The organism is Arenimonas donghaensis DSM 18148 = HO3-R19 (assembly GCF_000743535.1).
GTDB classification, from domain to species: Bacteria; Pseudomonadota; Gammaproteobacteria; order Xanthomonadales; family Xanthomonadaceae; genus Arenimonas; species Arenimonas donghaensis.
The window spans coordinates 67,636-80,967 of record NZ_AVCJ01000023.1; the positions used below are offsets into that span (position 1 = coordinate 67,636).

Annotated in this window: 9 protein-coding genes; 6 read left to right on the forward strand and 3 right to left on the reverse strand. The window is 70.3% G+C overall.

What is annotated here, in order from left to right:
• Positions 1-45 precede the first annotated feature (45 nt).
• The gene (locus tag N788_RS09365) at positions 46-1,065 is read left to right on the forward strand and encodes a hypothetical protein (protein ID WP_034224154.1); all 1,020 of its coding nucleotides are present in this window, start codon (positions 46-48) and stop codon (positions 1,063-1,065) included.
• Positions 1,066-1,136: 71 nt separating this feature from the next.
• Positions 1,137-2,105: a hypothetical protein gene (locus N788_RS09370; protein WP_152560445.1), complete on the forward strand. Its 969-nt coding sequence runs from the start codon at positions 1,137-1,139 to the stop codon at positions 2,103-2,105.
• Here the strand turns inward: N788_RS09370 and N788_RS09375 are convergent, their stop codons facing one another.
• The 3 genes from N788_RS09375 to gltB form a co-directional block, all read right to left on the reverse strand.
• Positions 2,106-3,593: an AAA family ATPase gene (locus N788_RS09375; protein WP_034224160.1), complete on the reverse strand. Its 1,488-nt coding sequence runs from the start codon at positions 3,591-3,593 to the stop codon at positions 2,106-2,108.
• A 127-nt stretch (positions 3,594-3,720) separates the two neighbouring features.
• Positions 3,721-5,106: a glutamate synthase subunit beta gene (locus tag N788_RS09380; protein WP_034224163.1), complete on the reverse strand. Its 1,386-nt coding sequence runs from the start codon at positions 5,104-5,106 to the stop codon at positions 3,721-3,723.
• The gene (gene gltB, locus N788_RS09385; RefSeq protein ID WP_034224165.1) at positions 5,103-9,569 is read right to left on the reverse strand and encodes a glutamate synthase large subunit; all 4,467 of its coding nucleotides are present in this window, start codon (positions 9,567-9,569) and stop codon (positions 5,103-5,105) included. The genes N788_RS09380 and gltB overlap by 4 nt, the downstream gene beginning before the upstream one ends.
• Before the next feature lie 125 nt (positions 9,570-9,694).
• Here gltB and N788_RS09390 point away from each other — a divergent pair, with 125 nt between their 5' ends.
• Genes N788_RS09390 through N788_RS09405 form a run of 4 tightly spaced genes read left to right on the forward strand, consistent with a single transcriptional unit; the run spans position 9,695 to position 13,249 of the window.
• Entirely contained in the window at positions 9,695-10,327 is a 633-nt protein-coding gene (locus tag N788_RS09390; protein WP_034224167.1) for a ParA family protein, read from the forward strand.
• A gap of 15 nt (positions 10,328-10,342) precedes the next feature.
• Positions 10,343-10,819, forward strand: a complete 477-nt coding sequence (locus tag N788_RS09395; RefSeq protein WP_034224169.1) for a SixA phosphatase family protein — start codon at positions 10,343-10,345, stop codon at positions 10,817-10,819.
• 4 nt (positions 10,820-10,823) lie between these two features.
• Positions 10,824-11,402, forward strand: coding sequence for a YceI family protein (locus N788_RS09400; protein ID WP_051924534.1), 579 nt, complete (start codon positions 10,824-10,826; stop codon positions 11,400-11,402).
• A gap of 5 nt (positions 11,403-11,407) precedes the next feature.
• Complete coding sequence (locus tag N788_RS09405; protein WP_034224172.1) at positions 11,408-13,249, forward strand: phospholipase D-like domain-containing protein; 1,842 nt, start codon at positions 11,408-11,410, stop codon at positions 13,247-13,249.
• The last annotated feature ends 83 nt before the right edge of the window (positions 13,250-13,332 follow it).

Sequence of the window (13,332 nt, forward strand, 5' to 3'; positions counted from 1 at the left end):
CAGGAACGGCCCTGGCCCCGAAGCTCTGTTTCGACAGGAGTCCAAATGCACAAGTACATCCTGCCAACCCTGCTCATGCTGGCCGCCGCCGCGTCGGCCCACGTCGAGCCCACCCCGGCCGAAACAGCCGAGCACCGCAACGATTACGCGCGTCTCCTGCTGGCGGCCGCCAACGCACCGGGCGACCTGGTGTCGGACGCCTACCTCGTGGAGATGATGGCCGTCGTTGGCCTGGCCCAGGCCGACGACGCTGCGATGGATCCGGCGCTTCACGATGAGCTCGGCGTGGCCCGGGACCGCCTGCAGCAGCGCGTGGCGGCCGGTCTGATGGACGAACCAGCCCTGCTGGCGACGATCGCCCACTGCCAGGGGCGCTACCTGCAGGGACGTGATTGCACCGCGCACTGGGCGCGCGTCGCGGAGTCTGCGCGCGGCAACGGCTACCTGCACCTCCAGCTGATGAACCACGCGGCCGCCCAGGACGATGCAGTGTCCTTCGCGCGGCATGCCCAGATGGCCGCGCAGGCGGGAACGTTCGAGTCGACCCTTCCGGACATCTTCGCGAGCCTGTATGCCCGTTACCTGCAGGTCCCGGACGCGCTGTGGCCGACCGGCCAGGACCTCGGTGGACCCCGCAAGCAAGCCGGCGTGCTGGCCATGGCCAGCGGCACCGCGTTCGGGCTTCCTGCCTACCAGCAAACGTTTCGCCACTGCGAGGCCGCGCAGGACGAGGTCCGGCAATGGTGCGTGGCCGTGGCCCGGCGACTGGCTGGCGACTCCAGCACGCTCATCGATCGAATGGTCGGCTCCGCGATCCTGCGCAAGCTTGGCTCGGAACAGGACAAGGCCTGGGCCGAGTCGCAGCGACGCCAGGACCAGTGGCTGTCCCGGGTCGGGTGGACCCTGGAGGATGAGTTCGACGATGCCCTGTGGGACAAGTATTTCGAGGTCTTCGCCAGGCAAGGCGAGATGGCGGCGATCCACTACGCCAACCAGGCACTTGGCCGCGCCCTCGAGCCGCCGGCCGATTGGCAGCCTTCCGCGTACGGCGCCGAAGTCAAGTGAAACCACCCGATTGCAGCAACCTGGAGAACACGATGCGAACGGCAGCAACCCTTGGACTCCTTGGCGCAATGATGGCGGCGGTACCGGCGTCGGCCAACGAGGGCGCACAGGCCGTGGCCAGCCTGAACGTCCAGCTCGCCGCGGCCGAGGCGCCGGGCGACCTGGTCTCGGATGCGGCCTTGTTCAAGCTGTTCCCCGTGGTGCTCGGGTTCCAGCCGGATCCTGATTCGCTCGACCCGGCGTTGCGTTCCCGTGTGATGGCCGCGCAGATGGCGCTTGGCGAGCGGGTCGCCGGCGGGCTGGCCACCGACCCGACCGTGCTGGCCCTGGAGCTGCGTTGCCCGCCGGCGGCCAAGGCGTCGCAGGCCTGTGAGGCCCGCATGGATCGCCTGTCCGGACTGGCGGGTGACAACGCCTACCACCACGTCGTGCTGATGGGCACGGCTACGGCGCTGGGCGACCACGGCGCCGTGCTCGAACACGCCCGCCGTGCCGCCCGGGCACCGGACTACCACCACGACATAGCTACCGTTTTCTCGTCCCTGTACGCGCGTTATTCACAGGTGCCCGAATCGATGTGGCAGGCGCTGCGCGCGCCCGAAGGCCAGCGGCGCTCTCCGGGCGTCGAAGCCATGGCTTATGCCGCCGCCGTCGCGCTTCCGCACTACAAGTACATCTTCGACGCCTGCCGCGACCCCGCGGGCGAACTGCGCAGGCATTGCCTGGATATCGGCCGAAAGATGACGCACGGCTCCGGCGTGCTGCTCGACATCGAGGTCGGTGCGAAAATCGTTGCGAAGCTCGGTGGCGAGGACGACCAGGCGAAGGCACGACAGAAGCTGCGCGAGGCGCGCTGGCTGGGCCGGGCCGTCGCCACGCCAGAAGACTCGCTCGATGCCGCGCAGTGGGACGAATTTTTCGCCATCTATGCCCGTGAGGGCGAGCTCGCGGCCATGCGCTACGCCGCCACGGCCCAGGGCATCGCGCTCGTGCCGCCCACGGGCTGGACCGGCGAACCGGAAGTCCGGCCCACGTCCTGATCAGTCAGCTGGCACGGTGCGGCTGCGCGCCCATTCGCGCAGCGCGTTGACCTGTTCGGCCATCAGCACGCTCAGCGGGCGGGTGGCGCCGACTTCGGACACCACGCGGGCTTCGTCCACCGGCACGCCGTCGGCGTGGGCGGCGTAGAGCGCGCTGACCACGGCCTGTTCGATCTCGGCGCCTGAAAAACCATCGGCTGCGTTGGCCAGGGCATCGAGCGAAAACCCTTCCCAGTCCACTTCGCGTTTTTCCAGGTGCAGGCGGAAGATCTCCGCGCGGGCGCCGTGGTCGGGCAGATCGACGAAGAAGATTTCGTCGAAGCGGCCCTTGCGAAGAAGCTCCGGCGGCAAGTCGTTCACGGCGTTGGCCGTGGCGACCAGGAAGACCTTGGACTTGCGCTCTGCCATCCAGGTCAGGAAATAACCCAGCACCCGCCGCGACACGCCGCCGTCCTCGCTGCTGGCCGAGGCGGCCAGGCCCTTTTCGAGCTCGTCGATCCACAGCACGCAGGGCGAAAGCTGCTCGGCCGAGGTGAGCGCGTCGCGCAGGTTCTTTTCGGTTTCGCCGTGGTACTTGTTGTACAGGGTGCCGAAATCCAGCCGTACCAGCGGCACGCCGAAACCGCCGGCCACGGCCTTGGCCGCCAGCGATTTTCCGCAGCCCTGCACGCCCAGCAGCAGCATGCCCTTGGGCGGGTCCAGCCCCGGGGGCAGGGCGTCGGCGGTGAAGGCGGCGCGGCGCTGGTTCACCCAGGCCTTCAGGCGTGCCAGCCCGGCCACGTCGGCGAACTGAGCGGTGTCGTATTCGAAATGCAGGTGGCCGGACTTGTTGAGCAGCTCGAACTTGAGCTTCGCCAGCTCGGGCAGGTCGCCGGCCTGGATCGCGCCATCGGCGAAGATCAGGTGCCGTGCCAGGCGCCGGGCCTCGGTCAGCGACAGGCCGCGCAGGTTGCGCACGATCGCCCTGAGCGCCTCGGGGTCGACTTCGACGCGCTTGCCGCCGTGCTCGCGCATGTACAGCGCGGCTTCGTCCTTGACGGTCTTGAGCAGCGCGTTTTCATCCGGGAGGCGCAGCGAGAATCGCACTGCGTGGTGTTCCAGGTCCGGCGGCAGCTCGATCTTCGCGCCCACCAGCACCAGGCTGTGGTCCAGGCTGCCGCGGCGCTCGAGCGTTTCACGCAGCAGGCGCTGGGTGGTGGCGTAGCCCAGGTAGGGGTGGAAATCGAGCAGCAGGCAGACACTGCGCTGGTCCAGGCCGCGGATCGTGCGCAGGGTGGTGGTGGCGTCGGGCGGGGCGATCGGCGGGTCCTCGGTATCGAGGTCCACGCGGCGCATGCCTTCGGTGATCGACCAGCGGTACAGCGGCCGCCACACGTTCATCAGCAGGTGCCGGAACAGGTCCACCACCCGCGCTTCGTCCGGTGTCTCGATCACGATCAAGGCCGTGTTGGCACGCACCAGCGCGGTCAGGTCTTGCAGCTCGCTCATCCGGATTCCTCGTGAAGAGCTACAAGATTAGCCAATTCTCCCGGTCCTGGCCGCAACCCTGTGGGAGGGACTTCAGTCCCGAAGCTCCTGCGGCAAAGCTTCGGGACTGAAGTCCCTCCCACAGGGATCAGAGAAGCTGCCGGGCGATGGCGGTGCCTGCTTCGCGGCCGTCGAAGACGGCGGTGACCACCAGGTCGGCGCCGCGGACGTTGTCGCCGCCGGCGAAGATCTTCGGGTGCGAGGTGGCGCCCGCAGGGCCACGGGTGGCGACGCGCCCGCGGGCATCAAGCTCGATGCCCAGGTCCGACCACCACGGCGCCGGGCTGGCGCGGAACCCGAAGGACTGGATGACCACGTCGGCGGCCACGGAGGCTTCGCTGCCGGGCACCGGCTCGAGCGAACCCGCCCGGCCGCCGCTGGCACGCGTGGCGACCAGCCGAACGCCGCTGACCGCCTGCTCGCCTTCGATGGCCAGCGGCTGGCGATGGAACATGAAATGCACGCCCTCGGCCCGGGCGTGTTTCACCTCGCGCGCCGAGCCGGGCATGTCGGCTTCGCCGCGGCGGTAGGCGCAGGTGACCTGGGCCGCGCCCAGGCGCACCGCCGAGCGCACGCAGTCCATCGCGGTGTCGCCGCCACCGAGCACCAGCACCCGGCGCCCGGCCAGCGCGAACGGGGCATCGTCGGCGTGTTTTTCGCCGCGCTGGCGGCGCGCGTTCGCCACCAGGAAGGGCAGGGCCGACAGCACGCCCGGCAGCTCCCGGCCGGGCAGGCCGGCGTCCACCGGGGTCGTGGCGCCGGTGCCCAGGAACAGCGCGTCGTAGTCGCGCAGCAGTCCGCGCGCCATCGTGTCGCCCACGTCCACGCCCAGATGGAACACCACGCCCATGCCCTCGAGCACGTCGCGACGCACGTCCATCACCGACTTCTCGAGCTTGAAGGCCGGGATGCCGTAGCTGAGCAGGCCGCCGATCTGCTGGTAGCGGTCGAACACGTGCGCCTCGATGCCCGCACGCGCCAGCCGGTCGGCGCAGGCCAGGCCCGCGGGCCCGGCGCCGATGATCGCCACGCGCCGGCCGCTGGCGCGCACGGCGGAAAGATCCGGTCGCCAGCCCTGCCGGAAGGCCTCGTCGACGATGTATTTCTCGATCGAACCGATCGTCACCGCCTCGAAGCCGGTATGCAGGGTGCAGTCGCCCTCGCACAGGCGGTCCTGCGGGCAGACCCGGCCGCAGACTTCCGGCAGCGGGTTGGTCGAATGCGCCAGCTCGGCGGCTTCGAACAGGCGGCCTTCGCGCACCAGCGCCAGCCAGTCCGGGATCGGGTTGTGCACCGGGCACTTCCACTCGCAGTACGGATTGCCGCAGTCCAGGCAGCGTGCGCTCTGCTCGGCGGCGCCCTCGGCTTCGAAGCCGGCGTGGATTTCCTGCCAGCCCAGCACGCGCAGCTTGGCCGGTACCTCGCGCGGCAGGCGCCGGGGTACGTCCAGGAACTGGAAGGGCCGGACCTTCATGCCGCCCGCCGCAGGTCGTCGGCCAGCTGTTCGAGCGACGCCGCCTTGGGTTTGACCAGCCAGAACTTGCCGGCGACGTCGCGGAAATCCTCCAGCAGGCGCGTCGCCCAGACGCTGCCGGTGTGCGCGGCGTGCTCGCGCAGCAGGGTGCGCAGGTGGTGGCGGTGGTGTTCCATGCCTTCGGGCGTGATCCGGTTCACGTCCACCAGCTCGTGGTTGTAGCGGTCGACGAAATCACGGTCGAGGTCGAGCACGTAGGCCAGGCCGCCGGTGAAGCCGGCGCCGAAGTTCAGGCCGGTGCGTCCGAGCACGGCCACGACGCCGCCGGTCATGTACTCGCAGCCGTGGTCGCCGACGCCTTCGACCACCGCCAGCGCCCCGGAGTTGCGCACGGCGAAGCGTTCGCCGGCGCGTCCGGCCGCGAACAATTCGCCACCGGTGGCGCCGTACAGGCAGGTGTTGCCCATGATCGGCGCCTCGCGCGCGACGAAGCCCGCGCCCGGCGCCGGTCGCAGCACGATGCGGCCGCCGGCCATGCCCTTGCCGACGTAGTCGTTGGCGTCACCGCTCAGGTCCAGGTGCAAACCACCGGCGTTCCAGGCGCCGAGGCTCTGGCCCGCGTGGCCACTGAGCGTGAGCAGGATCGGCGTGTCGGCCATGCCCTGGTTGCCGTGCAGGCGTGCAATCTCGCCCGACAGCCGCGCACCGATGCTGCGGTCGCGGTTGCGCACCTTGAAGGCGAACTCGCCGCCGGCGCTGGCCTGCAGCGCGGCCGCGGTCTCCTCGAGCATGCGCGCGGCCAGTTCGCCGGTGTCGCGGGGCGGATTGCGCGCCTGCTGGCAGTGGCGCGCGGCGTCGCCTTCGCCGCGGGCAGCCTGCAGGATGGGCGTGAGGTCGAGCCGGCGCTGTCGCGGCGTGTCGCCCGGCAGGCGTTCGAGCAGATCGGTGCGGCCGATCAGGTCTTCGAGCCTGGCCACGCCCAGGCGCGCCAGCCATTGGCGGACGTCGTCGGCGACGAAGCGGAAGAAGTTCATCGCCATTTCCGGCAGCCCGGTGAAATGGTTGGCGCGCAGGCGCGGGTCCTGGGTGGCGACGCCGGTGGCGCAGTTGTTCAGGTGGCAGATGCGCAGGTAGCGGCAGCCCAGGGCCACCATCGGCGTGGTGCCGAAACCGAAGCTCTCGGCGCCCAGGATGGCGGCCTTCACCACGTCGCGCCCGGTCTTGAGTCCGCCGTCCACCTGCAGCCGCACCCGGCCGCGCAGACCGTTCAGGCGCAGGGTTTGCTGCACCTCGGCCAGGCCCAGCTCCCAGGGCGTGCCGGCATGGTGGATCGACGACAGCGGCGATGCGCCGGTGCCGCCGTCATGGCCCGAGACCGTGATCAGGTCGGCGTAGGCCTTGGCGACGCCGGCGGCAATGGTGCCGATGCCGGCGTGCGAGACCAGCTTCACCGACACCAGCGCCGACGGGTTGACCTCCTTGAGGTCGAAGATCAGCTGCGCCAGGTCCTCGATCGAATAGATGTCGTGGTGCGGCGGCGGCGATATCAGGCCGATGCCCGGCCGGGCATGGCGCAGCGCCGCGATGGTGGCGTTGACCTTGTGGCCCGGCAATTGGCCGCCCTCGCCGGGTTTCGCACCCTGGGCGATCTTGATCTGCAGCACCTCGGCATTGACCAGGTATTCGGGCGTCACGCCGAAGCGGCCGGAAGCGACCTGCTTGATCTTGCTGCGTTTCTCGGTGCCGTGGCGCGCCGGGTCTTCGCCGCCTTCGCCGGAGTTCGAACGCCCGCCGAGGCGATTCATCGCGATCGCCAGCGCCTCGTGCGCCTCGGGGGACAGGGCGCCGAGCGACATGCCGGCCGAATCGAATCGCGACAGGATCGCGGTCGCCGGCTCGACCGCGTCCATCGGCAGCGGCGCCGCCGCCTCGCGCAGCTGCAGCAGGTCGCGCAGCGCGGCCGGCGCGCGGCTGTCGACGTGGTCGGCATAGATTCGGTAATCGGCTTCGTCGCCGCTGCGCACCGCGTGCTGCAGGCTGTTGATCACGTCCGGGTTGAACATGTGGCTTTCGCCGCCGACCACCAGTTTGTGCCGGCCGCCGACCGCCAGCTCCGCCAGCGGCGACCAGGCTTCCTTCGCCAGCGCCCGGGCCTCGGCTTCGAGTTCGGCGAATCCGGCGCCCTGGATCCGGCTGGGCACGCCCGGGAAGCACAGCGCCACGACCTCGTCGGCCAGGCCGACGATCTCGAACAGCTGGGCACCGCGGTAGCTGGCGATGGTGCTGATGCCCATCTTCGAAAGGATCTTCAGCAGGCCCTTCTTGATGCCGCGTCGGTAGCTGCGGCCCAGTTCGGCCGGGGCGTTGCCGATCTTGCCGGCGACCACGCCCGAGCGCCCCAGTGCGGCGATGGTCTGGTAGGCCAGGTAGGGATAGACGGCCGTCGCGCCGACGCCCACCAGGCAGGCGATGGCGTGGGCGCCGCGGGCCGCGCCGGTTTCCACCACCACGTTGGCGCGGCAGCGCAGGCCGGTGGCGACCAGGTGGTGGTGCACCGCGCCGGTGGCCAGCAGGGCCGGCACGACGGCCTGGCCGGGCTCGGGGTAGCGGTCGGTGAGCACCAGCATGGCCGCGCCGCCGCGCACGGCTGCCTCGGCCTCGCTGCGCAGCCGGTGCAGGGCCTGTTCCAGCGGTTCGTCGGCGCCCAGGTTGAGCCGCAGCAGCGCGTGCGCGTCGGCGAAACGCGGCATCGCCAGCAGCTGTCGCAGCTTGCGCTGGCTCAGCACGGGGGAGTTGAGCAATACCTGCACGGCGTTGCCGGGCGTGTCCTCGAACAGGTTGCCCTCCGGCCCCATCTGGGTCGCCAGCGACATCACCACTTCCTCGCGCAGCGGGTCGATGGGCGGGTTGGTGACCTGGGCGAAGGCCTGGCGGAAGTAGTCGTGCACCGGCCGGATGAAATGCGACATCACCGCCAGCGGGGTGTCGTCGCCCATCGAACCGGTGGCTTCCTGCTCGGTTTCCGCCAGCACGCGCAGTTCGGCCTCGCGTTCCTCGCGGGTCAGCTGGAACAGCACCTGGAAACGCTTGAGCGTGGCCGCGTCGAAGGGCTCGGCGGCCAGGGACGGGTCCACCAGGCTGGTCGAGAGGTATTCCACGCCCTGCTTGAGCCAGGCCTTGTAAGGCGCGCGGGCCTTGTTGATGGCGTCGATGTCCTCGCTGCCCAGCAGCCGGCCGCGTCCGAAGTCCACCGCCAGCATCTCGCCCGGCCCCAGGCGGCCACGGGCCACCACCGCGGCATCGTCGACGTCCAGCACGCCGGTTTCCGAGGCCACCACCAGCACCTTGTCGTCGGTGAGCAGCCAGCGCGCCGGCCGCAGGCCATTGCGGTCGAGCGAACAGGCGGCGTAGCGCGCGTCGCACATGACGATGCCGGCCGGCCCGTCCCAGGGGTCGGAAGACAGCCCGTGGTACTGGTAGAACGCCGCCAGGTCCGGGTCCTTGTATTCAAGCGAAGCGGTCGCCGGCGGCACCAGGATGCGCATGGCCTGCAGCAGGTCCATGCCGCCCATCAGCAGCAGCTCGAGCATGTTGTCCAGGCTCTGCGAATCCGAGCCCTGCAGCGACACCAGCGGCTGCAGTTCGTCGAGGTCGAAGTGCGGGGTCCGCCAGTGCGCCGCGCGCGCCAGGGCCCAGCAGCGGTTGCCCGCGATGGTGTTGATTTCGCCGTTGTGCGCCAGCACCCGGAACGGCTGCGCCAGCGCCCAGGCCGGCGCGGTGTTGGTCGAAAAGCGCTGGTGGAAGACCACCGCCGAACTGGCCAACTCGGGCCGGGCCAGGTCCGGGAACAGGGCCGGCAGCGCCGAGGGCAGCACCATCGCCTTGTAGGCCAGCGTCGCCGCCGACAGGCTGGCGACATAAAACCCGGATTCGGCGGCCAGGGCCTGCTCGGCGGCCCGCCGGGCCAGGAACAGCCGCCGCTCGAACGCCGCCGGGTCGCCGTCTCCGGGCGCGTGCACGAACACCTGCGCCAGCCGCGGCATGCCCCGGCGGGCCACCTCACCGCAGGCGTCCAGGTCCACCGGCACGTCGCGCCAGCCCGCCACCGCCAGGCCGCGGCCCTGCAGGGCCTCCGCCAGGGCCTGGCGACAGCGCGCCTGGCCGCCATCGTTGTCGGGCAGGAAGACCAGGCCGCAGGCATCGCCGGCCCGCCAGGCAATGCCTGCCTCGCCGGCCACGGCCGCCAGGAAGGCCTCCGGGCGGCGCAGCAGCAGGCCGCAGCCATCGCCGCTGCGGCCGTCGGCGGCGACCGCGCCGCGATGGGTCAGGCGGTCCAGCGCCCGCAACGCGGCGTCGACGACCGCCCGCTGGGGACGGTCATCGAGCCGCGCCACCAGGCCGAAGCCGCAGCTGTCGTGCTCGAACGCCGGGGAATACAGCCCCGGGGCTGGCGATGTGTTCATGCGCCCCCCGCGGAAACCGATGCTTTCCCCACGCTCACACACTCATCTAGAGTATCTGCTCGGCTGCCTTCCTCGGCCGCGCCGGCCGGGGTAGAGTGGCCCTTCGTCCCGCAGCGGAGTGTGTGATGCGCACGATCCTGGTCGCGAGTTCGAAAGGTGGCGCCGGCAAGTCCACCCTGGCCACCAACCTGGCCGCGTTTTTCGCGCTGGAAGGCAAGCCCACCGCCATCCTCGACGCCGACAGGCAAAAGTCATCCACCCACTGGTGCGAAAAGCGCGCCCACCTCGATTCCGCCGTGCTGCCGCTCGATGGCTGCCGGCGCAACTGGGACAAACACCTGCCCGAGGGCATCGACCGCCTGGTCGTGGACGCCGCCGCCGGGGCCATGGGCGACGACCTCAAGGACTTCCTGGACCGCGCCGACGCCGTGGTGGTGCCGGTGCTGCCCTCGGCGATCGACATCGAGGCCACCGTGCCCTTCCTCGACAGCCTGGTCACCCACCCGCGGGTGAAGAAGGGCAAGCTGCCCGTGGGCCTGGTCGGCAATCGGCTCAAACCCTGGACCAGCGCCTCCCAGCAGGCCATGGCCCAGCTCCAGGCCTGGCCCTACCCGCTGGTGGCCCAGCTGCGCGACACCCAGGCCTACGTCCTGCTCGCCGGCCTGGGCAAGTCGGTGTTCGACTACCACTCCGAGCAGATCCGCAGCCACCAGGATGACTGGACGCCGCTGCTGCGCTGGCTCAAGAAAGCCCTCTGACCGACAAGGAACGTCATGCGCGAACTGATCCTGCTGCGCCACGCCCACGCCGAACCGCCCGCCCCGGGCCAGGACGACCTCGATCGCCCGCTGTCGCTGCAGGGGCAGGCCGAAGCCGACGCCGCCGGGCGCTGGCTCAAGGAACACGGGTACCTGCCCGACCGCGTGCTGGTCTCGCCGGCCCGCCGCACCCGCGAGACCTGCGAGGCGGTCATGGCCGCGCTGGGCTACGTCGAATGCCGGCAAGAACCGCGCATCTACGACGCCACCCCCGGCCGGCTGATCCAGATTGCCGACGAAAACCGCGACCAGGGCCGGCTGCTGATGATCGGGCACAACCCGGGCTTCGAACAGCTGGCCGCGCTGCTGGCCTCGGGCCAGTCCGGCGATTTCCGCGGCATGCCCGCCGGCGGCGTCGCGGTGCTGTCCCTGCCCGACGAGGCCGCGCTCGAGCCCGGCATCGCCACGATCAACGCGTTCTGGTGGCCCTGAGCGGATGAAATCCAGCCTGGCCGGCGCCGTCCTGGCCCTGGCCACCAGCGGCTGGCTGCCATCGCAGGCCTGGGCCATAGGCCCCGGCGACGCCCCGGAAATCGACGATGCCGCCTCGCGCGCCGGCATCGTCGTGGACCTTCGCATCGGCGGCCGGGTCGAGGGCGATTTCAAGACCCTGGAGGGCCGGATCGAACGCCTGGACGACGGCCGCCTGCAGGTGTGGGTCCGCCTCGATGCCCGCAGCCTGGTCCTCAACGGTCCCGCCTGGATGGGCCGTTCGATGCGTTCGTCCAAGTTCCTCGACGTCGAGGCCCACCCATGGATCCAGTTCCGCTCCGAGCCCTTCGACCCGGACCTGGTGCGCGAGGGCGGGGTCATGGCCGGCTCCCTGACCCTGCGCGAACAGGTCCGGCCCGTGCGTTTCCAGGTACAGGCTTCCGGCTGCGAATCACCCGGTTACGACTGCGAAATCCCGGTGTCGGGCGAGGTCAGCCGCCGCGAATTCGGTATGGAGGCCTACCGCGTCTGGCTGCATGACAGGGTAGGCTTCGATTTCCACGTCCGCCTCCGGCAACCCTGAACACCATGTCCCCCCGCCTGGTCCTGCCGCTGCTGCTCGTCCTGTTCGCTTCCGGCTGCAGCACGCTCAGCCGCAACGAACTGATCGCCGCCACCGACATCGTCGTCGCCGGCCACGCCGCGGCGCCCGACTGCACCGACGAGGCCGATCCGGCCTGCCGCGCGGTCGCCTCGCCCCTGCTCGGGCTGGGCCACCAGGCCATGTCCGCCTCGACCCCGGACGACCCGCACCACCACGTCACCCTGCTCGACCGGGGCCAGGACGGGCTGATCGCCCGGGTCCACCTCATCCGCGCCGCGCGCCGCAGCATCGACCTGCAGACCTTCATCTATGACGCCGACGACGCCGGCCTGCTGGTGCTCGAAGAGCTGCTGGCCGCCGCACGCCGCGGCGTGAAGGTGCGCCTGCTGCTCGACCAGCTCTATGGCCTGCCCGACCCGGGCCTGCAGGCGGCGCTGGCCGGCGCCCATCCGAACTTCGAACTGCGCCTGTACAACCCCACCTTCGGTGAGGCCAAGACCCAGCCGCTGCAGTACGCCGCCGGCATCCTGTGCTGTTTCGGCAAGTTCAACCGGCGCATGCACACCAAGCTGCTGCTGGTGGACGAGGTCGCCGGCATCACCGGCGGGCGCAATATCCAGGACCGCTACTTCGACTGGGCCGAGGGTTACAACTACCGCGACCGCGACATCATCGTCTTCGGGCCCATCGCCAAGGCCATGAAGGAGAACTTCGAGGCCTTCTGGAGCTTCGAGCGCAGCCACAGCGCCTACGCCCTGCGCGACGTGGCCGAACGCCTGCTGCGCGAGGGGACGATACCCACGCACCGCCTGCTCGACCCCCGGCGCGAACGTTCACCGCGCGTGCTGGCGATGCAGCAGGCCGCGGCCGACGGCACCGCCGTCTACGACCGCCTGGCCCCGCTCACCCTGCCGGCCGGGCGGGTGGAGTTTTTCGCCGACCTGCCGCAAAAGCACGTCGACGAGCAGCCCGCCTACGAAGACGCCTCGCTGGCCATGCGCGAACTGGTGGACTCGACCCGCGACGAGCTGGTCGTGCAGACGCCCTACCTGGTGCTGTCGCGGCCGGCCCGGGCCCTGTTCCGGGAGATCCACGACCGGCCCGATCCGCCCGACGTGGTCATTTCGACCAATTCGCTGGCCGCCACCGACGCGTTCCCGGTGTACGCGATGAGCCACAAGTACAAGCGCCTGTACCTGCGCGAGCTGGGCTTCCAGATCTTCGAGTACAAGCCCTATCCGGAAGACGCCCCCATCGACGTCGAGGCCACCGGCGCCCTGGGCGAGGAAACCGCGATGCTGCCGATCTTCGGCTCGGGCTCGTCCGGCTCGGCGACCGGGCCGGTGCCGCTCAAGCGGGCGGGGGTGCGGGTTGGCCTGCACGCCAAGTCCATCGTCATCGACGACCGCATCGGGGTGGTGGGAAGCCACAACTTCGACCCCCGTTCGGACAACCTCAACACCGAGTCCATGGTGGTGGTGCACGACGCCCAGTTCGCCGCGGCCCTGCGCGCCAGCATCCAGCGCGACATGATGCCGGCCAATGCCTGGACGATCGCCCGGCAGGAGAAGCCGCCCGTGTTCTCGGGGCTCAACTACAGCCTGGGCAAGATTTCGGAAAAGTTGCCGATTTTCGACATCTGGCCCTTCCCCTACGCCAGCAGCTTCGAACTGCGGGAGGGCTGCAACCCGCTGCCGCCCGGCGACCCGGGCTTCTACGACTGTTACCGGGACGTGGGCGCCTTCCCGGAAGTCGACCTGCCCCTGAAATCGGTCTATACCCGCATCCTGACGGCCTTTGGTGCCGGCCTGGTGCCCATTCTCTAGGTCGATCGCCGTTTGGCCGGTCCTGGGCCGGCCTGCGTTCGATTGACGCTGCACGCGGCCCGGCCTAGGCTGCGCGTTCCAGA

What these genes read in the sequence shown, in the direction of transcription:
- N788_RS09365 (WP_034224154.1), top strand. Translation starts at nt 46, where the DNA reads ATGCACAAGTACATCCTGCCAACCCTGCTCATGCTGGCCGCCGCCGCG.
- N788_RS09370 (WP_152560445.1), top strand. Translation starts at nt 1,137, where the DNA reads ATGGCGGCGGTACCGGCGTCGGCCAACGAGGGCGCACAGGCCGTGGCC.
- N788_RS09375 (WP_034224160.1), bottom strand. Translation starts at nt 3,593, where the DNA reads ATGAGCGAGCTGCAAGACCTGACCGCGCTGGTGCGTGCCAACACGGCC.
- N788_RS09380 (WP_034224163.1), bottom strand. Translation starts at nt 5,106, where the DNA reads ATGAAGGTCCGGCCCTTCCAGTTCCTGGACGTACCCCGGCGCCTGCCG.
- gltB (WP_034224165.1), bottom strand. Translation starts at nt 9,569, where the DNA reads ATGAACACATCGCCAGCCCCGGGGCTGTATTCCCCGGCGTTCGAGCAC.
- N788_RS09390 (WP_034224167.1), top strand. Translation starts at nt 9,695, where the DNA reads ATGCGCACGATCCTGGTCGCGAGTTCGAAAGGTGGCGCCGGCAAGTCC.
- N788_RS09395 (WP_034224169.1), top strand. Translation starts at nt 10,343, where the DNA reads ATGCGCGAACTGATCCTGCTGCGCCACGCCCACGCCGAACCGCCCGCC.
- N788_RS09400 (WP_051924534.1), top strand. Translation starts at nt 10,824, where the DNA reads ATGAAATCCAGCCTGGCCGGCGCCGTCCTGGCCCTGGCCACCAGCGGC.
- N788_RS09405 (WP_034224172.1), top strand. Translation starts at nt 11,408, where the DNA reads ATGTCCCCCCGCCTGGTCCTGCCGCTGCTGCTCGTCCTGTTCGCTTCC.